20 protein-coding genes and 1 pseudogene are annotated in these 23,411 nt (G+C 68.7%); 9 read left to right on the top strand and 12 right to left on the bottom strand.

The features are described from left to right. The first annotated feature begins 31 nt into the window (after window positions 1-31). Entirely contained in the window at window positions 32-724 is a 693-nt protein-coding gene (locus QE397_RS08250; RefSeq protein ID WP_027505155.1) for a hypothetical protein, read from the top strand. Here the strand turns inward: QE397_RS08250 and QE397_RS08255 are convergent. From QE397_RS08255 to sthA, 5 genes are all read right to left on the bottom strand, one after another. Further along, window positions 721-1,401 (bottom strand): PhzF family phenazine biosynthesis protein, encoded by a 681-nt coding sequence (locus QE397_RS08255; protein WP_307092789.1) that lies wholly within the window; start codon window positions 1,399-1,401, stop codon window positions 721-723. The two genes, QE397_RS08250 and QE397_RS08255, sit on opposite strands and share 4 nt — an antisense overlap. Window positions 1,402-1,411: 10 nt before the next feature. Further along, window positions 1,412-3,910 (bottom strand): RNA helicase, encoded by a 2,499-nt coding sequence (locus QE397_RS08260; RefSeq protein WP_307092791.1) that lies wholly within the window; start codon window positions 3,908-3,910, stop codon window positions 1,412-1,414. Between the two features lie 9 nt (window positions 3,911-3,919). Continuing rightward, the gene (locus QE397_RS08265) at window positions 3,920-4,957 is read right to left on the bottom strand and encodes an alpha/beta fold hydrolase (protein WP_027505158.1); all 1,038 of its coding nucleotides are present in this window, start codon (window positions 4,955-4,957) and stop codon (window positions 3,920-3,922) included. A gap of 109 nt (window positions 4,958-5,066) precedes the next feature. Continuing rightward, entirely contained in the window at window positions 5,067-6,035 is a 969-nt protein-coding gene (locus tag QE397_RS08270) for a proteasome assembly chaperone family protein (RefSeq protein WP_056444855.1), read from the bottom strand. Window positions 6,036-6,184: 149 nt separating this feature from the next. Beyond that, entirely contained in the window at window positions 6,185-7,600 is a 1,416-nt protein-coding gene (gene sthA / locus QE397_RS08275; protein WP_027505160.1) for a Si-specific NAD(P)(+) transhydrogenase, read from the bottom strand. 153 nt (window positions 7,601-7,753) lie between these two features. On the opposite strand from sthA, the gene QE397_RS08280 reads away from it, so the two are divergent. From QE397_RS08280 to QE397_RS08295, 4 genes are all read left to right on the top strand, one after another. Beyond that, complete coding sequence (locus tag QE397_RS08280) at window positions 7,754-8,839, top strand: S-(hydroxymethyl)mycothiol dehydrogenase (RefSeq protein WP_027505161.1); 1,086 nt, start codon at window positions 7,754-7,756, stop codon at window positions 8,837-8,839. Continuing rightward, complete coding sequence (locus QE397_RS08285; RefSeq protein WP_307092796.1) at window positions 8,836-9,474, top strand: MBL fold metallo-hydrolase; 639 nt, start codon at window positions 8,836-8,838, stop codon at window positions 9,472-9,474. The genes QE397_RS08280 and QE397_RS08285 overlap by 4 nt, the downstream gene beginning before the upstream one ends. A gap of 125 nt (window positions 9,475-9,599) precedes the next feature. After that, window positions 9,600-10,409, top strand: a complete 810-nt coding sequence (locus QE397_RS08290) for a sensor domain-containing protein (protein ID WP_307092797.1) — start codon at window positions 9,600-9,602, stop codon at window positions 10,407-10,409. A 3-nt stretch (window positions 10,410-10,412) separates the two neighbouring features. Then, complete coding sequence (locus QE397_RS08295) at window positions 10,413-11,063, top strand: trimeric intracellular cation channel family protein (RefSeq protein WP_027505164.1); 651 nt, start codon at window positions 10,413-10,415, stop codon at window positions 11,061-11,063. A 1-nt stretch (window position 11,064) separates the two neighbouring features. Here the strand turns inward: QE397_RS08295 and dtd are convergent, their stop codons facing one another. Beyond that, window positions 11,065-11,496 (bottom strand): D-aminoacyl-tRNA deacylase, encoded by a 432-nt coding sequence (gene dtd, locus QE397_RS08300; protein WP_307092799.1) that lies wholly within the window; start codon window positions 11,494-11,496, stop codon window positions 11,065-11,067. A 138-nt stretch (window positions 11,497-11,634) separates the two neighbouring features. On the opposite strand from dtd, the gene QE397_RS08305 reads away from it, so the two are divergent. Next, window positions 11,635-12,705, top strand: a complete 1,071-nt coding sequence (locus QE397_RS08305; protein WP_222630939.1) for a DUF4192 domain-containing protein — start codon at window positions 11,635-11,637, stop codon at window positions 12,703-12,705. 9 nt (window positions 12,706-12,714) lie between these two features. Here the strand turns inward: QE397_RS08305 and galE are convergent, their stop codons facing one another. Next, window positions 12,715-13,698 (bottom strand): UDP-glucose 4-epimerase GalE, encoded by a 984-nt coding sequence (gene galE / locus QE397_RS08310; RefSeq protein WP_307092803.1) that lies wholly within the window; start codon window positions 13,696-13,698, stop codon window positions 12,715-12,717. A 48-nt stretch (window positions 13,699-13,746) separates the two neighbouring features. Next, window positions 13,747-14,433 (bottom strand): metal-dependent transcriptional regulator, encoded by a 687-nt coding sequence (locus QE397_RS08315; protein WP_027505168.1) that lies wholly within the window; start codon window positions 14,431-14,433, stop codon window positions 13,747-13,749. A gap of 162 nt (window positions 14,434-14,595) precedes the next feature. Here QE397_RS08315 and QE397_RS08320 point away from each other — a divergent pair, with 162 nt between their 5' ends. After that, window positions 14,596-15,861 carry an acetoin utilization protein AcuC gene (locus QE397_RS08320; protein WP_027505169.1) on the top strand — a complete coding sequence of 422 codons (1,266 nt, stop codon included), beginning with the start codon at window positions 14,596-14,598 and terminating at the stop codon, window positions 15,859-15,861. Next, entirely contained in the window at window positions 15,854-18,589 is a 2,736-nt protein-coding gene (locus QE397_RS08325; protein ID WP_307092806.1) for a bifunctional GNAT family N-acetyltransferase/acetate--CoA ligase family protein, read from the top strand. Before QE397_RS08320 ends, QE397_RS08325 begins: the two co-directional genes overlap by 8 nt. A 63-nt stretch (window positions 18,590-18,652) precedes the next feature. Here the strand turns inward: QE397_RS08325 and QE397_RS08330 are convergent, their stop codons facing one another. From QE397_RS08330 to QE397_RS08340, 3 genes and pseudogenes are all read right to left on the bottom strand, one after another. Next, a complete protein-coding gene (locus tag QE397_RS08330; protein ID WP_027505171.1) occupies window positions 18,653-19,621 on the bottom strand; it encodes a sigma-70 family RNA polymerase sigma factor in 969 nt (322 codons plus the stop codon). A 147-nt stretch (window positions 19,622-19,768) separates the two neighbouring features. Next, a pseudogene (locus tag QE397_RS08335) lies at window positions 19,769-21,260 on the bottom strand (methyltransferase). An 87-nt stretch (window positions 21,261-21,347) separates the two neighbouring features. Then, window positions 21,348-21,749 (bottom strand): DUF3099 domain-containing protein, encoded by a 402-nt coding sequence (locus QE397_RS08340; RefSeq protein ID WP_056444840.1) that lies wholly within the window; start codon window positions 21,747-21,749, stop codon window positions 21,348-21,350. A gap of 94 nt (window positions 21,750-21,843) precedes the next feature. On the opposite strand from QE397_RS08340, the gene QE397_RS08345 reads away from it, so the two are divergent. After that, window positions 21,844-22,080 carry a DUF3039 domain-containing protein gene (locus tag QE397_RS08345; protein ID WP_027505173.1) on the top strand — a complete coding sequence of 79 codons (237 nt, stop codon included), beginning with the start codon at window positions 21,844-21,846 and terminating at the stop codon, window positions 22,078-22,080. Here the strand turns inward: QE397_RS08345 and QE397_RS08350 are convergent. Further along, window positions 22,053-23,195, bottom strand: a complete 1,143-nt coding sequence (locus QE397_RS08350) for a YihY/virulence factor BrkB family protein (RefSeq protein WP_081821180.1) — start codon at window positions 23,193-23,195, stop codon at window positions 22,053-22,055. The genes QE397_RS08345 and QE397_RS08350 overlap by 28 nt on opposite strands. Between the last annotated feature and the right edge of the window lie 216 nt (window positions 23,196-23,411).

Below are 23,411 nucleotides of genomic sequence, written 5' to 3' on the forward strand. Positions count from 1 at the left end.
AGGCTAGCGCCACGAACTAGGCTCGTCGTCGATGAGCGTCGACGGAGTGTCCTCAGTCAACCTCGCCACCGCCGTGGAGACCACGCGGACAGGCGATCTCTGGATCTTCCGCGGCCGGTCGGCGGCGGATCGAGCGATCCAGACGCTGACGAACAGCCCGGTGAATCACGTGGGCATGGCCGTGGTCCTCGACGATCTGCCGCCCTTGATGTGGCATGCAGAGTTGGGCCAGTCACTGCCCGACATGTGGACCGGGCGCCATCAGCGCGGCGTGCAGCTGCACGACCTACGCGACGCCGTCACTCACTGGGGCGAGCGCTACGACCAGAAATGCTGGTTCCGGCAACTGCAGTCGCCGATCACGCGTGAACAAGAAGACGAGCTGATGCGGACCATCGCGCGACTCGACGGCACCGCATTCCCGACCACCGCGAAGCTGGCGGGTAGATGGTTCGCGGGGCGGCTCCCAGCGGTGTCGGCCAAGGACGACCGTCGACTCGAGACCGCCTACTGCGCGGAGGTGGTTGCCCTGACGTACGAGGCGATGGGTCTGCTCGATCCGCGAGAGTCACCGACGCCGCTGAAGCCTTTCGACAAGGTGGGCCTGAAGCCACCGCGGCGCCGCGCGAACTGGTACGACCCCGGCCGGTTCTGGAGCGGCGATCACCTTCCCTTGGCGGAGGGCGTCGAGCTGGGGCGTGAGATCGCGGTCGTGCTGGACTAGAGAGTGCGCGAGGCGTCCGCCACCACGCGCCCACCGAGCTCCACCCACCCGTCGTCGGACAGCGTGGTCGACAGGATCGACCCGCGGCCCTGGACGATGCCCAGATCTCGACCCAGGAGTTCAGTGACGCGGACGGCGGCCGAGCCCGTGGCCTCGTCCTCGGGGACGCCCATGTCGGGGGCGAACATGCGTGACCGGATCGCCCCGCGCTCCTCGTCCACCCATGCCCAGACGTAGTGGTGGCCCGTGGTGAACTCGGCGGGGTCCACGGCCAGAACCTCGTCGGCGCCCCGGACCTGACGGAACTCGAAGTGTGGTGCCCATTCGGGCCGTGCACGGACGTAGGTGGTGTCGCCGGCGACTCGGACGGCAACCTCGCCCGCGGGGACGAGCAACGTCTCCACCGGAGTTCCGCGGCCGGCCAGCCATGCTGCTGTGCCCACGGTGGGGTGCCCGGCGAACGGCAACTCGACGGCGGGCGTGTGAATGCGGAGGGCGGCGGAGTCGACAGGGCTCTCGGGAACATCGACGAACACCGTCTCGCTGTACTGCAGGTCGTGCGCCACGGACTGGCGATCCGACGGGGCAACGGACGCAGCGTCGACGATGCCGAGGGGGTTGCCCCATCGACCCTGGTCGTCGGTGAACACCCGCACGACATGGACGTCGAATGACATGGTCTTCCTCTCAGCCTGCGGTGACGGTGATGTCGTCGAACACGATCTCGGCGAGGGCGTCGGACTCCTCGACGTCCACCGTCGCGTCCAGCGACCAGCCGTGGTCGCCGTCCGGATCGTCGAGAACCTGACGCGCAGTGGTCTCCTCGCGGGTCTGGACGAACGAGAACAAGTGCGGTCCGCGGGCGGCGGGCGTCATGCCGATCTCGCCGTACTCCTCGAAGTAGGGCTCGAGCTCGTCCTGCCAGTCGACCTCGTCGCCCAGCTCCTCGAGGAGTTCCCAGCGACGACGGGACGCCAGCTCGACGCGTCGGAACAGGGCGTTGCGCACCATGATTCGGAACGCTCGGGGGTTCGCAGAGATGGGTTTCGGTGTGTCTGCTCCGTACGCGACGACGGGTGTGCCGTCCTCCTCGAACGTCGGATCGGTGAGGTTCTCCCACTCGTCGAGAAGGCTGGAGTCGACCTGGCGCACGGTCTCGCCGAGCCACTCGGTGATGTCCTGCACGTCCTCGGTCCGCGCCTCCGGTGGAACCGTCTGTCGCAGAGCGCGATACGCGTCGGCGAGGTACCGCAGCACGGAGCCCTCCGAGCGGGAGAGACCGTAGTGTGAGATCAGCTCCGTGAACGTCATCGACTTCTCGATCATGTCGCGCACCACGGACTTGGGGGAGAGGCCGAACTCGGACAGCCAGGGGTGCCCACCGCGGTAGATCTCGAAGGCGGGGCCAAGAAGATCGGCCAGCGGCTTGGGCCACGTGACCTCCTCGAGCAGCTCCATACGCTCCTCGTACTCGAGACCGTCCGCCTTCATCTGCGCCACCGCCTCGCCGCGCGCCGCGTGTTGTTGGGCCATCAGGATCTGGCGGGGGTCGTCCAGGGTGGCCTCGATGACGGACACCACGTCGAGCGCGTAGGACGGCGACTCCTGGTCGAGCAGCTCGAACGACGCGAGGGCGAACGGCGACAGCGGCTGATTGAGAGCGAAATCGCGCTGCAGGTCGACGGTGAGCCGTGCGGTGCGCCCGTCCTCGTCCGGCTCGGGAAGCTGCTCGACGATGCCGGCGTCGCGTAGACCCCGGTACAACCGCACCGCCTGGAGAATGTGCCGCCGTTGGTTCGCTCGGGTCTCGTGGTTGTCCTCGAGCAGATGCCGCATCGCGTCGAAACAACTGCCCGGGCGGGCGATGACGTTGAGCAACATCGAGTTGTTGACGGTGAATTTCGACGTCAGCGGCTCGGGGCTCGCCGCCACGAGCCTCTCGAAACTGGGCTTGCCCCACGAGACGAACCCGTCCGGTGCTTTCTTGCGCTGGATCCGCTTGAGCTTCTTGGGATCGTCTCCGGCCTTGGCCACCAACCGGGCGTTCTCCACCTCGTGCTCGGGTGCCTGCACCATGACGGTACCCAGGGTGTCGTACCCGGCTCTGCCTGCGCGACCGGCGATCTGATGGAACTCGCGGGCGCGCAACTGGCGCGTGCGAACACCGTCGTACTTCGTCAGTCCGGTGAGCAGCACGGTGCGGATGGGCACGTTGATTCCGACGCCGAGAGTGTCCGTTCCGCAGATCACGGCGAGCAGACCCTCCTGCGCCAGCTTCTCGACGAGCCGCCGGTAGCGCGGCAGCATGCCCGCGTGGTGCACGCCGATGCCGTGACGGACCAGGCGGGACAACGTCTTACCGAATCCGGTGGTGAACCGGAAGCCACCGATGGCCTCGGCGATGGCCGCACGGGTCTCCTTGGAGGCGACGGTGATCGAGGTGAGCGCCTGAGCCCGTTCGAGTGCGGAGGCCTGCGTGAAGTGCACGACGTAGACGGGTGCGAGGTGCGTGGAGACGAGTTCCTCGATGGTCTCGACGACGGGTGTGAGTCGGTAGGAGAACATCAGGGGCACAGGGCGTTCGGAGCCTTCGACGACGGTGGTGACCCGTCCGGTCCGGCGGGTCAGGTCGTCGCGGAAGAAGGAGACGTCGCCGAGAGTGGCGGACATCAGCAGAAACTGGGCGTGGGGAAGTTCGATGAGCGGCACCTGCCACGCCCAGCCGCGATCGGGCTCGGAATAGTAGTGGAACTCGTCCATGATCACCTGGCCGATGGACGAGTCCGGCCCCTCCCGCAGTGCCATGTTGGCGACGATCTCCGCTGTCGCACAGATGATGGGTGCCGACGCATTGACCGAGGCGTCGCCCGTGACCATGCCGACCTTGTCCGCACCGAAGATCTCGCACAGTGCGAAGAACTTCTCGCTGACGAGCGCCTTGATCGGCGCCGTGTAGAACGATCGGATGCCGGCCGCGTACGCGGCGAAGTGAGCGGCGATGGCCACCATCGACTTTCCCGACCCCGTGGGGGTGGCGAGCACGACGTTGTTGCCGGAGACCAACTCGATGACGGCCTCGTCCTGCAGCGGATACAGCTCGAGTCCACGGTCGGAGACCCAGGTGGTGAACGCGTCGTACAGATCGTCGGCCGACGCGGAGTCAGGAACCATCTCGGTCAGCAGCATCACTACAGGTTACGTAGCCGACCTCTCGTCCGACCCCATGGCACCCAGGACCGCCTGCCTCGTCGTCGCACTGCCGGTGATGGCGTCCTCGCCGACACCGGAGACGAGCATCTGCCGCCATCGCTGTTCGTCGAACTTCAGCGGCATCGTCGTCCCGAGGAAGTTCTCCAGGACCTCGAGGAAGCGCATCGGATCGTCGCGGTACGGGAAGTGGCCGGCGCCGGCGAAGACGTCGAGGCGGGAGCCGGGCATCGCGGCGTGCGCGAGCGTCGCGTGGGCGATGGGGATGACCGTGTCCTGATCACCCCAGATGAGTTGCACGGGCAGGTTCTCGGTCAGGTAACACCGGTCGAGCATGGTGACCACCTGCCCGCGCCAGTCGACGACGGCCCGCAGCGTGCGCAGGTAGGCGTCGTAGGCGGTGGAGTCGAGGAGGTTGCCGAGAACGCGGACCAGATCGGGCGTGTCGTGCAGGACGGCTCCGGGGTGCAGAGGAGTGCCGTCCAACTGGTCGATCGCAGCGCCCGCCATACGGAGCATGCGCATGGCGCCGGGCAGGCGCAGCAACTTGAACGCCTCGTTGACGATGGGCGTGGACATGAGTCGCAGCGCCGGGTGGACGTCTTTGGTGACACCGCCCGCCGAGACGAGGACGAGGCGCTCGACCATGTCCGGATACTGGTAGGCGAACTGCATGGCCACACCGCCGCCGAGCGAGTGGCCCACCACGGACACCGCGTCGATGTTGAGGGTGACGAGCAGATCGCGGATGCCGTTCGCGTATGCGGCCACCGAGTAGTCGGCACGAGGCTTGTCGCTCAGTCCGTGGCCGAGCAGGTCCGGCGCGATGACGGTGTACTTCGACGCGAGATGGGGGAGCACGTCGAGCCAGGTCTCGGAGCTGTCACCGATGCCGTGGATCAGCAGCAGTACCGGTCCGTCTCCCGCCATCCGGAAGGCACGTCGATAACCGTGCACCGTGCGGAAGTGCAGCCGCGGTTCCGCGTCGGGAACCGGACGCAGGGCGCGGCGGCGTGTGTCGGACATCCCGGCCCCTCTCGATCGGCGGCACCGTGTGTGTCGCCGACCGAGCGTAAACCGGGATCGTCACCGTTCACACAGCCGTCGGGTTACGGCTGGGTAAGAACTCGTGACGTCAGGAGCGGTCTGTTCCGTCCTCGGGACCCTCGGGCGACGGCTCGTCCTCGACGAACTCGGTCTGCTCCGCGAGGAACTTCTCGAACTCGGCACCCAGTTCGTCGCCGCTGGGCAGTTCCTCGTCCGCGGCGAGGAGCGTCGACTGCTGCTCCTGCGCCGTGACGAAGGTGTCGTACTGACGCTCGAGTGCCTGGACCACGGACTGGACCTCCGGGTTGCCCTCGACGTGCTGGTCGACCTGCTCGCGCACCCGTGCCGCAGATTCCGTCAGTGCGTTCAACGGAATGGTCAGCTTCGACGATTCGGCTACCAGTTCGAGCAGCGTCTCCGCCGCGCTCGGGTACGCCGTCTGTGCCAGGTAGTGCGGCACGTGCACCGAGAAGCCCATCGATTCGTGGCCGTGCTGAGCCATGCGGTACTCGAGCAGGGACGAGGCGCTGGCCGGCACCTGCAGCTCACCCGACCACTTGTGGTGCTCGCCCACCAGGTCGGTGTCGCTGGAGTGGGCGGTGACGCCCAGCGGCCGGGTGTGCGGCACCGCCATGGGAATGGAGTTGAGGCCGATGGTGCGGCGTACTCCGAGCTGCTCCGACAGCAGACGCACCGCGGTGGTGAACTTCTCCCACTTCAGGTCGGGTTCGAGACCTGCCAGCAGCAGGAACGGGGTGCCCACGGCGTCCTGCACCGCGTAGAGATTGAGGTGCGGCTCGTCGTAGTCGGAGAAGTGGTCGGCGGAGAACGTCATCATGGGGCGACGTGAGCGGTAGTCGAGCAACTCGTCGACGTCGAAGGACGCCACCAGTTCGGTCTCCAGGGTCTCACGCAGATGCGTGGTGGCCAGCTTGACCGCGTGACCTGCGTCGGAGAAACCCTCGAGGCCGTGGACCAGCACCGGACCCACGCCGTCCTCGGACGACACTCGGGGCGCTGGAAACTCCAGCTCGTACATTCTCGACTTCTCGTCCATGCCGGTGTCCTTCCTCGTCGCCGTGCGTGTCCTGCCGGGGCACCACTGTGCGGTTACCCCATTTTCCCACAGCGACCCTGCGCGACCGGGCTTCACCCGTTTCTCCTCCCAACGACGGCGGGGACCCCGACATTCCCCGCCGTCGCCGGTCAGCGCGTGAAAGCCTCCAGAGCCCGAATTTTGTTGGCGACGTCCAGCGCCGCGACCTTGTACGCCTCGGACATGGTGGGATAGTTGAAGACGGCGTCGACCAGATAGTCGACCGTGCCCCCGCACCCCATGACCGCCTGGCCGATGTGCACGAGGTCGGTCGCGCCGGAACCGAAGATGTGCACGCCGAGGACCCGTCGGTCGACGGTCGACACGATCAGTTTCAGCATCCCGTGGGAGTCTCCTGCGATCTGTCCGCGCGCGAGTTCGCGGTAGCGGGACACGCCCACCTCGTAGGGAACCGAGTTCTTCGTCAGTTCCACCTCGGTGGCGCCGACGTACGACACCTCCGGGATGGAGTAGATGCCGATGGGCTGGAGGTCGGTCAGCTTGTTCCCCGGCTCGCCGAAGGCGTGATACGCGGCCAGTCGGCCCTGATCCATCGACGTCGCGGCCAACGCGGGGAATCCGATGACATCACCGACCGCGTAGATCGTGTCCACCTTGGTCTGGAAGTCGTCGTCGACGTCGATCCGTCCTCGGGCGTCCGCCTCGAGCCCGGCCTTCTCCAGATCCAGCCCGTCGGTCATGCCCTGACGTCCGGCCGAGTACATCACCGTCTCGGCCGGGATCTTCTTCCCGCTCGCCAGCGTGGTCACCGTTCCCGACGGACCCACGTCGACGGCCGTGACCGCCTCGCCGAAGCGGAATGTGACCGCGAGGTCGCGCAGGTGGAACTGCAGCGACTCGACGATCTCACGGTCACAGAAGTCGAGCATGGTGTCGCGCTTCTCGACCACGGTCACCTTGCATCCGAGCGCCGCGAACATGGAGGCGTACTCGATCCCGATGACGCCGGCTCCGACCACCACCATCGACGACGGGATGAACTGCAGATCCAGAATGCCGTCGGAGTCCAGCACGCGGTAGTTGTCGAACTCGACGTCGTCGGGACGGGCGGGCGCCGTCCCGGTGGCGATCACGACGTTCCGCGCGCCGACCGTGATGCGCTCGCCGCGGCTGCGGTCGTCCACCGCGATGGTGTGCGCGTCGAGGAACCGGCCCTCGCCGGTGATCATCTCTATTCGGTTGCGCAGTAATTGCGATCGGACGACCTCGACCTCCTTGCCGATCACGTGGGACGTCCGGGCCAGCAGATCCGACGGCGTGATGTTCGCCTTGACGCGATAGCTCGCTCCGTAGAGCTCGCGTTGATTGAGGCCTGTCAGATAGAGAACCGCCTCGCGCAGCGTCTTCGACGGGATGGTGCCCGTGTTGACGCACACGCCGCCGAGCATGCTGCCCTTCTCGATGATGGCGACGCGCTTGCCCAGTTTCGCCGCCGCGATCGCGGCCTTCTGCCCTCCCGGTCCGGAACCGATGACTACCAGGTCGTATTCGAGTTGGTCCGACATGCCCCAACAAGTAGTCCCGTCAGGAGAATCCGGTGTGCCGTGCGTGTCACGACTGGGTGAACACCTCTCCGATGCAGCAGTTCGCACCTGTGCATCGTTAGGGTGACGGTCAGGTTCGCAGCACCCGGCAGTACCGACAGATGGAGGCAAGAAATGCCACAGCAGGTCCGCGGCGTCGTCGCTCGGAGCAAGGGTGCTCCGGTGTCCCTCGAGACGATCGTCATCCCCGATCCGGGCTCCAACGACGTGGTCGTGCGGGTGCAGGCCTGCGGCGTCTGCCACACCGACCTGCACTACCGCGAGGGTGGCATCAACGACGAGTTCCCGTTCCTGCTCGGCCACGAGGCGGCCGGCATCGTGGAGACGGTCGGCGACGCGGTCACCCACGTCGAGGTCGGCGACTTCGTGGTGCTCAACTGGCGCGCCGTGTGCGGTCAGTGTCGTGCCTGCAAGCGCGGTGAGCCCTGGTACTGCTTCGACACGCACAACGCCTCGCAGAAGATGACACTCGAGGACGGCACGGAACTCTCGCCCGCACTGGGCATCGGCGCCTTCGCCGACAAGACCCTCGTGCACGAGGGCCAGTGCACCAAGGTCGATCCCTCCGCCGACCCCGCCGTCGTCGGACTGCTCGGCTGCGGCGTCATGGCGGGCCTCGGCGCGGCGATGAACACCGGCAACGTCGGTCGCGGCGACTCGGTCGCGGTGATCGGCTGCGGTGGTGTCGGTGACGCCGCCATCGCCGGTGCCCGGCTGGCAGGAGCGGGCACGATCATCGCGGTGGACCGCGACAAGGGCAAGCTCGAGTGGGCGACGGGCCTGGGTGCCACGCACACCGTCGACGCCTCCGACGTGGACGCGGTCGAGGCCATCCAGGAGTTGACGGGCGGCTTCGGTGCCGACGTGGTCATCGACGCCGTCGGGCGTCCCGAGACGTGGAAGCAGGCCTTCTACGCCCGCGACCTGGCCGGCACCGTCGTCCTGGTCGGTGTCCCGACGCCGGACATGACGCTCGAGATGCCGTTGATCGACTTCTTCAGTCGCGGCGGTTCACTCAAGTCCTCCTGGTACGGCGACTGCCTTCCCGAGCGCGACTTCCCGATGCTGGTCGACCTGTACCAGCAGGGTCGTCTGCCGCTGGAGAAGTTCGTGACCGAGCGCATCGCGCTGGACGACGTCGAGGCGGCGTTCGACACCATGGCCAAGGGTCAGGTCCTGCGTTCGGTGGTGGTCCTGTGACCACGCCTTCCGGCTTCCGTGTCGAGAAGGTCGTCACCTCGGGCACGTTCGAGCTCGACGGCGGATCCTGGGACGTCGACAACAACATCTGGATCGTCGGCGACGACTCCGAGGTCGTGGTGATCGATGCCGCACACGACGCCGGCCCGATCGTCGACGCCGTCGGTGGCCGGAAGGTCGTCGCCGTGGTGTGCACCCACGGACACAACGACCACGTGACGGTCGCGCCCGAGCTCGCGGAGCGGCTCGACGCACCGATCCTGCTGCACCCGGCAGACGACGTGCTCTGGGAACAGACGCACCCGGGACTGGCTCACCGTGATCTGGCGGACGGGGACCGGATCTCGGTCGCCGGCACCGAGATCGAGGTCCTGCACACGCCGGGTCACTCACCGGGATCGAGTTGCCTGTATCTCCCCGAGGCCGGTCAGCTCTTCAGCGGCGACACGTTGTTCTCCGGCGGGCCCGGTGCCACCGGGCGGTCCTACTCGGACTTCCCGACGATCATCGGCAGCATCCGGGAACGACTGTTCGCCCTGTCACCGGAGACGGTGGTCAACACCGGACACGGGGACGGGACGTCCATCGGCGACGAATCGCCCCATCTCGAGGAATGGATCGCACGCGGATCCTGAGCCGAGTGCCGGGTAACGAACCGGACACCCCTCGGTGTGGCCCGCGGGCGGGCGGGCGCCGGTGTGGCAGCGTCGAGGCCACGCACGGTCACCGGACGCCCGGGGACCTCACCGACAGGGGAGACATGCAGACGCGAGCGACGAGTACCGGTGCCACCAGCAGAGTGTCCGCGGTGCGTGCCGGTGCGCTCGTCGCCCTCGCCGCCGCCGTGCTGGCGGGATGCAGTGGCTCCACGGTGAGCGGGACGCCGGAGGCCGGCGGTCCGCCGCCCTCCGCCGCGCCGTCCAGTGCACCCGGATCGTCGTCGTCGACCACCACCACACCGTCGAGCTCTCCGTCCAGCACCTCGGCGAGTCCCGACGCGGCGGGATCGCTGTCGGCCCTGCTCCTCGATCCCAGCACCTTCACGGCGCCGTACCAGGCCGTGGTGTTGCCCCCGCAGGCCGTGGCGCAGGCGGCTCAGGACCTCGACGGCATCGCGGCCGACGCGTCCGTCGAACCGACGGGATGCAAGCCCGAGGCACGATCGTCCGATCCCGACTCGACGGCACTGCTCGTCGCGACCGATCCCGACGACCGGGCCACCATCTCCATCGAGTTGTCGCGGGTGGACACGACGCTGGAGGATCGGAAGGCACTCTGGGAGCAGTGCTCCGAGGTCGAGGCCACCTCAGCCGGTGTGACGAGCCTGGTGACCACCGACATCGTCCCGCCGCCGCCCATCGGTGCCGACGACACCCTCGCGCTACGTCGTACCGTCACCTCCGGTGGTCAGGCGGGCGAGGTCACGCAGTCCATGTTGTCGCTGCTCGCCCAGGTCGACGACGTCCGCGTCACGGCGACGTACATGTCCTTCGGGGAACTGACGCCCGACTCCGCCACGCTCGACCGCACGTTCACCGCCGCGGTGCAGAAGGTCAAGGCCGGGGGATAGCCCATGTCATGGGCAGTGCCCGAGCTGTTCCGGGTCCTCGACCTCACGGGTGTCTTCGCCAATGCCCTTCTCGGCGGCGCCGTCGCTCGGGCCTTCCGCTTCGACCTGGTCGGCTTCTCGGTTCTCGCCATCGTGTCGGGGCTCGGCGGCGGCATCATCCGCGACACCCTGCTCCAGGCCGGGCCGCCCGTCGCACTCACCGACTACCGCTATCTGACGGTGGCGCTGATCGGTGCCGTCGTCGCGTTCGCCGTGCGCTTCGAAGGGCGTGGGTGGGACCGCGTCTTCCCCTACGTCGACGCGCTGGCACTCGGCTGTTGGGCCGCGGCGGGAGCGCAGAAGACCCTGGGCGTCGGGCTCGGGTGGCTCCCGGCCATCGGGCTCGGCGCCGTCACCGCGGTGGGCGGCGGTGCGATCCGCGACGTCGCGGTGGGGCGCATCCCCACCATCTTCGGTGGCAACACGCTCTACGCGTCGTGCGCCCTGATCGCGAGCGCCACCCTCGTGGTGGTGCAGGCTGCAGGGCAACCGACGATAGCTCTGATCGCCGCGACCGTGGTCGGCGCGGCCCTGTGTCTCCTCGCGCGCCGTCGCGGCTGGATGTTGCCGGAGGAAGTGGTGTGGCGCCGTCCGCGGCGCCGACGAGGCCGGTGAGTCAGGGGCTGTCGACGAGGACGGTCATGGGCCCGTCGTTCACCGACTGCACCGCCATGTGTGCGCCGAACACACCTGTCGCGACCGTGATGCCGCGCGCACGGAGCGACGCCACCACCGCATCGACCAGCGGTTCTGCGATGTCGCCCGACGCCGCACCGTTCCACGACGGCCGACGGCCCTTGCGCGTGTCCCCGTACAGCGTGAACTGGGACACGACGAGGACCTCGGCTGCGTCGGGATCGTCCGAGACGGATCGTTCGTCCGGCAGGATGCGGAGATCCGCGATCTTGCGGGCGACGTATTCGACGTCCGCGCCGCCGTCCGACGGTGACACCCCGACGAGTGCCAGGAGTCCGGCGCCGATACGTCCGACCTGCACGCCGTCGACTCGAACGGTCGCTTCGCTCACTCGCTGAATCACTGCGCGCACGGTTGCCTCTCGTCGTCTCCTGACGAGTGTGGCACCCGCGCGAGCGTCCATCCCCGGGCGCGGGCCGATCCACAGGCCGTTTCATCGGCCCAGGTCGACCCCGGACGACCTGTCGGCCGCACGCGGACAGTCCTCCTCATGACTCGACGCCCTTACCCCGTTCCCCGCCATCGATCCCCGTCGTCCACGACGGCGGACCACCCCGTCGTGACGTCGGTGGGCGACCTCATCGCCGCCGTTCCGGCTCTGCTCGGCTTCGTGCCGGCGCGGTCCATCGTGCTCATCTGCCTCAGCACCGGCAGCCCCACCGTCGTGGAGATGTGCATGCGGCAGGACCTCTCCGACCGGCTCGACTCACCCGAGCTCGCCGACGTGATCGAGCGGTGCGGCGAGGTCTGCACGAGAGAGGGTCTGGACGCGGTCGTCGCGGTGCTGATCACCGGGTCGAAGTTCACGATGCCGTACGAGGTGGTGGCCGATGCGCTGCGGGACACACTCGACCCGCGCGGGATCGACCTGTTCGGTGTGCACCACGTGTCCCACCTGGCGGTCGGTCAGCGGTGGCGCAGCCTGGGTGGTGATCCGCGGTGCGGCACGCTGCCCGATCCCGGATCGTCGCAGGTCGCGGCGTCCCGCGTGATGGCGGGACGGCAGATCCGCACGTCCCGGTCGGAGATCGCGCTGCTGCTGCAACCCGTTCCGGAGTCGGAGTGCGAACGGTTCCGCAACAGCCGACTGCGGGTCGAGCTGGAGGACGGGCCGGTCGGCCACTCGGACCTGCTGGCGGACACGGTCGTCTTCCTCGAGGCACTGCACGCCTCCGACGAGCTCGACCACCTGACGGCGGCGCGCATCATGGTGGCGATCAGCACGATCGCGGTGCGGGACGCCGTTCTCGGCCTCGCGACGACCGCGCTGGGACCCACGGCCGAGGCGGTGTGGGTCGAGCTGACGCGGCGGGTCAGCGGACCGGACCGAGCGCACCCCGCGACGATGCTGGGGGCGTGGGCGTACCTGCGCGGAGACGGACCGCTCGCCGGGGTGGCGCTGCAGACGGCGTTGACCGCGGATCCGGAGTACCGCTTCGCGCAACTGCTGGACACGGCTCTGCAGAACGGTGTGCGACCCACCGTGGTGCGTGAGCTCGTGCTGTCCGCGCGGTCACTGGCGGAGGACCTGGGGGTCGAGTTGCCGCCGGACGCGGTGTGAGGCCCGGGGTCAGCGACGGGCGGAGTGCGCCCTGTCGCCGAGAGACTGCAGGAACGCCCAGGCGTCCGCGACGATCACGTCGAGATCGGTGAGCTCGGGCTTCCAGCCGAGCTCGGCCATGGCCTTCTCGCTCGACGCGACGAGCACTGCCGGATCGCCGGCTCGCCGGGGTGCGTCCGTGACGGCGATGTCGACGCCGGTGACGCGGCGGCACGCGTCGATGACCTCGCGCACCGAGAACCCTTCGCCACTACCCAGATTGAAGATCCGGTGACTCCCGGGGACGCTCTGGGACAGGGCGCGCAGGTGCGCGTCGGCCAGATCGCGGACGTGGATGTAGTCACGGACGGCCGTACCGTCCGGTGTCGGCCAATCGGTGCCGAACACCGAGATGGACTCACGGTGTCCGAGAGCGACCTGCAGGACGAGAGGAATGAGGTGGGTCTCGACGACACGGTTCTCGCCGAGACCGGCGTGTGCTCCGGCCACGTTGAAATATCGGAGGCTGGTCGCCCCGAACCCGTGCGCCGCGGTGTATCCCGTGATCGCATGGTCGATCGCGAGCTTGCTGGCTCCGTACGGGTTGTTGGGCCGAGTGGGGAAGTCCTCCGTGATGGGCGTGCGCTCGGGCTCCCCGTACGTCGCGGCGGTCGAGGAGAACACGAGGCGCGGAACCTGGTGCTCGACGACGGCATCGAGCAGTTCCAGCGCCGCACCGAGGTTGCCGCGCCAGTACTTCTCCGGCTTCTCCACCGACTCGCCGACCAACGACTGAGCCGCGAAGTGGAGGACCCCGTCGACCTTCTCGCGTCCGAGCACGGACGAGACGACCTCGGCGACGGGGCCCTCGACGAACTCCGCACCCGAGGGCACTCCGTCGGCGTTGCCGGTGGACAGATCGTCGACCACGACGACGTCGTGATCGTTCTCCATCAGGACGGCCGCACACACACTGCCGACGTAGCCGGCGCCGCCGGTCACCACGAACTTCACTCGAACTCCGATTCCTGTGTCTGGGAACTCCGCGAGAGACCCGAGCAGCTAGATGGTGCGGACCTGAACGGCGTGCGCCATCTCCTCGGACAGGTCGACGTCGTCGTGGCCCGGCACGGTGATGGTGACCGCGCCCGGCGTGACGGACACGGTGACGCGCGCGTCCGGGACGACTCCGGCCTCGCGCAGGCGCGCGATCGTGTCGGGGTCGGACTGCACGTACTCCGCGAGGCGGCGCACCACCACGGCGGTGGGCGTTCCGGGCGCGATGTCGCTGAGGCGCACCAGATCCTCCGGCTGCTCGGTCGGCCGGGACGAACCCAGCAGTGCCAGACCGGGAATCGGGTTCCCGTACGGCGAGGTGGTCGGGTTGTCCAGCACCTCGACGAGGCGACGTTCGACCTCCTCGCTCATGACGTGCTCCCAGCGGCAGGCCTCGGCGTGCACGTCCTCCCAGCGCAGGCCGATCACGTCCACGAGCAGCCGCTCGGCGAGCCGGTGCTTGCGCATCACGGCGACCGCGAGCTCGCGGCCCTTCTCCGTCAGCTGCAGATGCCGGTCGCCCGCGACCAGGAGCAGCCCGTCGCGCTCCATCCGAGCCACGGTCTGGCTCACGGTCGGTCCGCTCTGCTCGAGGCGCTCGGCGATGCGGGCGCGCAGGGGAACGACCCCTTCTTCTTCCAAGTCGTAGATGGTCCGGAGATACATCTCGGTGGTGTCCACCAGATCCTTCACAATCACACCCTTCGTCGTAGTGGATTCTACCGGTACGGACGGTTCACCGGTGGGTCCAGGTGCGGCATGGTGAGCCGCGGTGCGTCCGCCCTGCCACGACCCGTCGAGCACGTGTGCGCGAGTCGATCACGAACGCCGAATCGGACACGTAGGTTGAGGGCCATGACTCTGCAGTCGTCCTCGACATCGCAGTCGCCTCCGGGGCAGCCCGCTCTGGTCTGGAGCGCGGACTACCTGAACTACCGGTGGAGCGACGACCACCCGATGAATCCCACCCGTCTCGCACTCACCATGGATCTGGCACGGGGGATCGGTCTGCTCGAGGGGACCGAACTGCTGCCGCCGGAGGTCGCGTCGGACAGTGAGCTGTTGCGGGTGCACACACCGGGGTACGTCGAGGCGGTCAAGCGCGCGCCGCGTGACCTGCCGCTGGGTTCGCGGGCGTCCGAGGTGCTGCACGGTCTCGGATCCGAGGACAATCCGGTGTTCCCCGACATGCACGAGGCCAGTGCGGTCATCGCGGGTGGCACCCTGACGGCCGCGCGGGCCATCGCCTCGGGACGCTCGCGCCGCGCGGTGAGCATCGGCGGGGGCATGCACCACGCCATGGCGGACTGGGCGTCGGGCTTCTGCGTCTACAACGACGCGGCCATCGCCATCTCGTGGCTGCTCGACAACGGGTACGACCGCATCGCCTACATCGACGTGGACGCTCATCACGGTGACGGTGTCCAGGCGGCGTTCCTCGCCGATCCCCGCGTCATGACGGTCTCGGTGCACCAGCACCCGGCCACGCTGTGGCCCAACACCGGATGGTCCACCGAGGTGGGTGCCGACGCCGCGGAGGGCACCTCCGTCAACGTGCCGGTCCTGCCCGGCACGGGAGACCGGTTGTGGCTGAGAGCGTTTCACGCGGTGGTACCCGGAGCGGTGGCGGCGTTCAAGCCGCAGATCATCATCAGCCAGTGCGGCGTGGACAGTCATCGGGAGGATCCGCTCGCCGATCTGGGACTCACCGTGGACGGGCAGCGCGCCGCGTTCCGTGCGATGCGCGACCTCGCCGACCAGGTCTGTGAGGGTCGGTGGCTCGCGGTGGGGGGTGGCGGATACGGGTTGGTGCGGGTGGTGCCCCGTGCCTGGACCCATCTCATCGCCGCGGTGCTCGACCGCGATCTCGATCCGACGACCTCCATTCCGGACGAGTGGCACGAGAAGGTGCGGCTCGCCGCGCCGAGCATCGACCTGCCGTCCACGATGAGCGACGACGGCGACGTGGACTACCCGCCGTGGGACGGGCCGGGTGGTTCCCCGGAGTCGGGTGTCGAGCACGTCGATCGCGCCATCCAACGCATCGACACCGCCATCGTGGCCACCCGCCGCGCCGTCTACCCGCTGTGGGGACTCGACCCGGAGGATCCGCGTGACTGACGAGACACCCGCACCCGAGACACCGACAGCGCAGACGGCACCGGACGCGCCGACGCCGCCGGATCCCAAGGAGCTCGAGCGGCAACGGGCCGAGAACTACCCGCGGCACTGGGCCGCCGACGTGCTCGCGTCCGACGGCCGCGTGGTGCATCTGCGGCCGATCGTGCCCGGTGACGCGGACGCCCTGGTCGAGTTCCACGGCAAGCTGTCCGAGCGGACGCGGTACCTGCGCTACTTCGGTCCGTACCCCACCATGCCCAAGCGCGACATCCTCAACTTCACGACGGTCGATCACACGTCGCGGGTGGCCCTCGTCGCGACGCTCGGCGACGAGATCATCGCCGTCGGCCGGTACGAGCGCCTGCCGCAGGGCGACGGCAACTCCGCCGAGGTGGCCTTCGTCGTCGCCGACGCGCACCAGGGTCGTGGGCTCGGTCCGATCCTGCTCGAGCATCTGGCGGGGGCGGCCGCCGAGAACGGGGTGCGCCGCTTCGTCGCCGAGGTCCTCGCGGAGAACCGCAACATGGTCACCGTGTTCCGGCAGGCCGGCTACCAGGTCAGTCGCAGCTTCGACGGCGGCGTGCTCAACCTGGACTTCGACATCGATCCCAGCGACGCGCTCGTCCAGGTGCGCAACTCCCGCGAGCGCGCGGCCGAGGCCCGCAGCGTCCGCAACGTGCTCGGCCCACGCTCCGTCGCCGTCATCGGTGCCTCGACGGACCCCGAGAAGGTGGGCAACGCGGTGCTGACCAACCTGCTGCGCGCGTCGTTCACCGGACCCGTCTATCCCGTGAACGCGGAACACACGTCGGTGCGCGGAGTGCGCGCGTACCCGACGGTGCGGGACATTCCCGACGAGGTGGATCTCGCGGTGGCCGCCGTGCCGGCCGACCAGATCGACGCGGTGCTCGACGACTGCCTCGCCAAGGGCGTGAAGGCGCTGGTGGTGGTCTCGTCCGGGTTCGGTGAGACGGGAGAGGACGGGCGCGCGAACGAACGGCGCCTGGTGCACTCCGCTCGTGCACACGGCATGCGCCTGGTCGGCCCCAATGCTCTCGGCGTCGCGAACCTCGATCCCGCGGTGTCGCTCAACGCCACGCTGGCGACGGACCTCCCGGGTCGCGGACGCGTGGGCTTCTTCTGCCAGTCGGGTGCCCTGGGTATCGCCATCCTGGCGCAGGCGTCGAAACGGCTCCTGGGACTGTCGACGTTCGTCTCCGCCGGTAACCGCGCCGACCTGTCCGGCAACGACCTGCTGCAGTACTGGGACCAGGACGAGGCCACCGAGGTGGTCCTGCTCTACCTCGAGAGCTTCGGCAACGCCCGCAAGTTCTGGCGCATCGCGCGCCGGGTCGCGCGGTCCAAGCCGATCGTCGCGGTCAAGAGCGGACGCGGAGCCGTGCCGCCCGCGCTGGCGACCGGCACGGACATAGACGACACGATCGTGCGTGCCCTCTTCGAGCAGGCGGGGGTGATCCAGGTCGACTCGATCGCGGAACTGTTCGACTGCGCCATCCTTCTGGGTTATCAGCCGCTGCCGGCAGGTCCGCGGGTCGCGGTGGTCGGCAACTCGACGGCGCTCGGCGTCCTCGCCGTCGACGCCGCACGCGACAGCGGCATGACAGCACCGGACCCGGTCGACGTGGGCGCGCAGGCCACGCCCGAGGAGTTCGCGGCCGCGGTCACCACGGCGCTGCGGTCGGACGACGTGGACACCGTTCTCGCGGTCTTCGTGCCTCCGGTCGCCGTCCGTGTCGCCTCCTACGCCGAGGCACTCGGCGCGGCGGTCCGCGGCGCCGACAAGCCGGTGCTGACGACCTTCCTCGCCGCCGAGGGCATTCCGGACGTACTGGCGGTCCGCGGCGACGACGGAACGCCGATCCGCGGATCGGTGCCGTCCTATCCCGACCCGGCGCGGGCGGTCTACGCGCTGCAGAAGGCGTGGCGGTACGCCTCGTGGCTGAATCGACCGGCCGACAGCGTGGTGCGGCCCGGCGGCGTCGACGCCGACGCGGCGCGCGCACTGGTGGCCGGCTGGATGGCGGCCAGTCCGTCGGGGCGGTGGCTCTCGGACGTCGAGACCGAGCAGTTGCTGCGGTGCTACGGCGTGGAGATCGCCGACTTCCGCACGGTGACGGACGAGGCCGAGGCGGTGGAGGCGGCTCGCGAGCTGGGAGGACCCGTCGCGGTGAAGGCCACCGGCGATCAGTGGCGACACCGCCCCGACCTGAGCGGTGTCCGCCTCGACGTCGTGGGGCCGGACGCCGTCGCCCGCGCGTACCGGGATCTGTTCGAGGCATCGGGCACCCCGGTGATGCAGGTGCAGCGGATGGCGACCAAGGGGATCGGGTGCCTGGTGCGGGTCCAGGACGATCCGTCGTTCGGCTCACTGGTGTCGTTCGGGTTGTCCGGCATCATGTCGGATCTGCTGGGAGACAGGGCGTACCGCGTGCTCCCACTCACCGAGAGGGAAGCCGCGGAGCTCATCGACGCGCCGCGGGCCGCGCCGATGCTGTCGGGGTACCGCACCGCGTCCCCGGTGAACAAGGGCGCGCTGGTGGACGTCGTGCTCCGGGTCTCCACACTGGCGGACGATCTGTCCGAGGTGCGCGAGCTGGTGTGCGACCCGGTCCTCGCGTCACCGAGTGGCGCGGAGACCACCGACGCACGGATCCGCATCGGGCCCGAGCCCAGCCGTATCGATCTGGGCCCCCGTCGCCTGCGCTGAGGCCGTGAACGACGACAGGCCCCCGGCCAGAGCCGGGGGCCTGTCTCGTGATGCGGGGGACGATCAGCTGGCGTAGGACCGCAGTCGCTCGGCGCGGTCGCCCTGACGCAGCTTGCCCATGACCTCACGCTCGATCTGGCGTACGCGCTCACGCGAGAGGCCGAACAGCTTGCCGATCTGGTCGAGGGTGCGCGGCTGACCGTCGTCGAGGCCGTAGCGCAACCGGATGACCTGTTGCTCACGCTCGTCCAGCGTGGCGAGCACGCTGCGCACGTCGGTGTGCAGCAGCCCGGCGATCACGGCGTTCTCGGCGGACGTGGCCTCCGAGTCCTCGATGAAGTCGCCCAGCGGCGCCTCCTCGTCGCTGCCGACGGGCATGTCGAGCGACACCGGGTCTCGGCTGTGGTCGAGCAGATCCGCGATCTTCTCGACCGGGATGCCGGACTCCTCGGCGAGCTCGTCGTCGGTGGCCTCGCGGCCGAGCTGCTGGTGCAGCTCACGCTTGATCCGCGCGAGCTTGTTCACCTGCTCCACCAGGTGCACGGGGAGACGGATGGTGCGGCTCTGGTCCGCCATGCCGCGGGTGATGGCCTGACGGATCCACCAGGTGGCGTACGTCGAAAACTTGAAGCCCTTGGCGTAGTCGAACTTCTCCATCGCACGGATCAGACCCAGGTTGCCCTCCTGGATGAGGTCCAGCAGCGGCATCCCGCGGCCCGTGTAGCGCTTGGCGAGTGAGACGACGAGACGGAGGTTGGCCTCGAGGAGGTGTGCCCGAGCGGACTGGCCCTCGCGGACGATGAGCGCGAGGTCACGCTTCTTGGCGGGGGAGAGGCGCTTGCCGGTCGCGAGCACATGGGTCGCGTACAGACCCACCTCGATCTTCTTCGCCAGATCGACTTCCTCCGCGGCCGTCAGCAGAGCCGTGCGGCCGATACCGTTGAGGTAGACGCGAACGAGGTCCGCTGCCGGGCTCTGTGCATCCAGGTCGGCATCACTCGGTCGAGGGCGAATGGTGGTGGGGCTGGTCATGACGTGCCTCCTGATCGGTGGTGTCTCACTGGCTACAACGCCGGGACACGTCAGAAAAGTTCCCGAAGCCCACCTCCGTCAAACACTCTGAGCTGCGGTTTCACCACCTCAGCCCTGAGAAGTTGCTGAGAGAAACGACTGCTCGGCTCAGGTGGGGATCACCAACCCGTGCACGACGAGCCCCGCGACCAACGCGACGACCGAGTCCGTCAGCTCCGCGGCGTCCACACCGCGTGCGGCCGCGAGAAGCTCGGTGAGGTCGCCGACCGTCGGTCCGCCCGCGCGCATCCCGGCCAGGAGTGCCGCCCCGTCCGCGTCGATCTCGTGGGACCACGCGGGCCCGTCGCCGCGGTGGACCCGGCGCACGACGGTGGTCCACCCACCGTCCGGATCGGGGGGTGGAGACCTCCTCGAGTGCCGTGGTCGGGGCGACGGCCACACACTCGTCGAGCAGATCGTGTGTGCGGAGCCAGTCCACCCGGTCCAGGACGTCGAGTGCCTCGTCGCCGAGGGGATCCTCGTACCCGTGCATCAGGTCCTCCGCGAGGACGCTGGTGGGCCGGTCGGTCCGGCGGAGGTACACGAAGCCGAAGCCGACACCCGTGACGCCGGCGGCGTCGAGGTGATCGAGCCAGGCGGTCGCCGTCTCGTCGACGGCCGGGTCTCGCAGATCGAGTCCGCCGTCCCGCAGCCACGTGCCCACGTAGAGAGCGGGGTCCGCGATGTCGCGCTGCACTATCCACGCGTCGACACCGTGGTCCGGCAGCCAGGAGGCGACCCGTGACCGCCAGTCCTCACCGTCCACGTGAACCCAGGAGGCGAGCAACGACGCGGTCCCGCCGGGAGCGAGATGGTCCGGTGCCGCTCCCACGACGAGGCTGCTGGCACCGTCGAGGTCCAGGCCGGAATCGCGGTAGGAGTGGGAGACTCGGCCCGATCCGACGACGAAGGGCGGGTTGGCGACGATGCGATCGAAGGTCCGCCCCGCGACGGGTGCGAACCACGAGCCCGGGATCGTCTCGAAGTCCAGACCGTTGAGGGCAGCCGTCATGCGGGTGAGGGCGATGGCCCGATCGCTGACGTCGGTGGCGGTGATCGACCGGGCGTACGGCGCCGCGTGGAGCGCCTGGATGCCGCAGCCGGTACCGAGATCCAGGACGGTGGGCGGACTCCCGTCGACACGGGTGGGTGTCCCGCGGACCAGCGACAGCGACGCGTGACCGACGCCGAGCACGTGATCGGATCCGATACGGACGTCGCGCATGCTGCCATCGATGTCGGACACCACCCACCGCGTGCCCGTGCCGAGATCGAGGGGGCGGATGTCGAGCAGACTGCGCACGGTGCCGCTGCCGGTCTCGAGGAGGCCCGCAGCGACCGCTCCGTCGAGTGTCGTCGGCGCGAGGGCGGTGGTCGCGGCGTCGATCGCCACGTCGTCGGAGAGCAGGAACAGCAGGACGAGAGTGCCGAGGGGACCGAGTTCTCCGCACCGGCGTCGCACCGGTGCGGGTTCGCCACGTCCCAACGCGGCATGAACCGAGTCGCCCAGTGCCTCCAGGATCCCGTCCGCGGTGAAGTCCGCTCGGTCGAACGCGACCCGCAACGTGGACGCGAGGTCGACGAGGCGGTCCGCGTCCACCGGGACGGACGGGGGAGGCGAGGTGCGGTGGTTCGAGTCGGTCACCGCGTCAGTGTGTCAGCAGACCGATCTCGGGACGGACCCGTCTCAGGACGTGGCGCGCGGATTCGAGATCGCGCGGCGGTCGAGATCGGGTTCCTCGTCGAGGTTCACCACCGGGTGGCTGCGGGCCTCCAGCGCGGTGGAGTCGGTCGCCCGCCAGCCGTAGCGGCTGGGCTCGTCCGCGGTCCGCGGCGGTCGGTCGTTGGCGATCAGGACTGCCATCCACGGGAGAGGAATGGACACGCCGACGATGGCCATGGCGATCCACGGGTTCTGCCACGCGCCGTACGACAGCGCCGCGAGGACCAGCGCCGGGATACGGAAAGACATGATGAAGAGGTATTTGCGCACGCGCGCTCGGTGCTGTTCCTCGACCGACGTTCGTGCCTCGGTGATCAGTACGGCCTCGCGAACGCTGTCGCGGGGTGAGATGCCGTCGTGTGCCATGACTCCACTGTGTCACTACTGAACGAAGTGTGCAGTAATCGGAGGTGGTGAGATGTGCGACGCGCGTGTCGGGAACAACCGTCATAATCGATGCATGAGCACGCAGACCAAGGAACGCCCCGACGTCAGCACCGACGAGACCACCGACGACGACACTCCGAAGTTCTTCCACTACGTGAAGAAGAACCGCATCGCCGAGAGCGCGGTGATGGGCACCCACGTCGTCGCACTGTGCGGCGAGGTCTTTCCCGTCACGAAGTCGGCCAAGCCCGGGTCACCCGTGTGCCCCGACTGCAAGAAGGTCTACGACGGCTTGCGCAAGGGCGAGTGATCCTGCCGATCACGCGTCACCTGACGCTTCTCCGGTGACTCGCCGCCGTCCCGATCCGACCGTGCGATGCGGATCGGGCCGGTGGCCAGCCGGCCGAGAGCGCCGACGGTGCCCGCACCCGGATCGGCTGCCTTCTCGGCGATCCATCCCTTGACCTGGTCCATGCGTGTGGCGCGCGCCGGCCAGAACTCCTGGACCGTGGCGTTGAACTCCGCCCCCAGCACCACCGCGAATCCCAGGAAGAACGTGAAGAGCAGGAAGGCGATCGGAGCCGCGAGCGCGCCGTAGGTGTAGCCCGTTCCGGTCACCCAGGACAGGTAGGTGCGCAGCACCGCACTCGCCAGCATGAAGAACACTCCGGCCAGCAGCGATCCGCCGAGCAGGCGGTGCCACGGCAGCGAGGTGTGCAGAGCCACCTTGTAGAGCGTCGTCAGGCCGACGATGAGCAGCAGTCCGACACCCGGGTAGTACGCGATGTCGATCACCTGCGAGCCGATCTCGAACCACGACGACGGCAGCACCCGACCGATGATGGTGGGCCCCAGCGCGACGAGGGGCAGGACGAACACCGCGACGATCAGGAACGCGACGTACAGCAGCAGAGCGAAGATGCGCTGCCACACGGGGTTGCGCGCGTCCTGCTGACCGTGTGCCTCGACGATGGAGTCGACGAAGGTGGAGATCGCCGACGAGCCGGCCCACAACGACAGCAGGAAGCCCACGGACACGACGGGACCGTGTCCGCTGTTGAGGATGTCCGTCAGCGTGGGGGCGATGATCTCGTCCACGACGTTGTCGCTGAACAGCGTGGAGCTGAACGTCACGATCTTCGACTCGATGATGTCGAGAGTGTTCGGTCCGAACCACCCCGCGATGTAGGTGAGGCTGCCGAGGAGTGCGAGCACCAGCGGCGGCAGCGACAGGGTCTGCCAGAAGGCGGCGGTGGCGGACTTGCCGAAGATGGAGTCGTCCCACGCCTTGCCCGCCGTCCTCGCGACGACGCGCCAGGCCGTGCGCAGCGGCCGTCCCGGGACGGGACCGGGCCCCGGCTCTCCGTCGGGCGTCGACGCTGCCGCGGTGTCCCGATCGGACGTGTTGTCGGCGGGTGCGCTCATGATGACTCCAGCATGGCCCACCGGCGTCGCTCGGGCACGTCCCGGCCCGGTGTGTCGCCGTCGCGGGCACCGGCGGCGACGTGCGCATTGGTGGGCGCGCCGACGTCCGCGATAGTCTGATCGACGGATGTGCACACGAGACGACGAGCCGAACGGGAGTTCCATGCCACGGGTGGTTCGCATCCTTTCAGGTGGACGTACGGCGCCGGACGAGGC

This window comes from Rhodococcus sp. SORGH_AS_0301 (assembly GCF_030818285.1).
GTDB lineage: Bacteria > Actinomycetota > Actinomycetes > Mycobacteriales > Mycobacteriaceae > Rhodococcoides.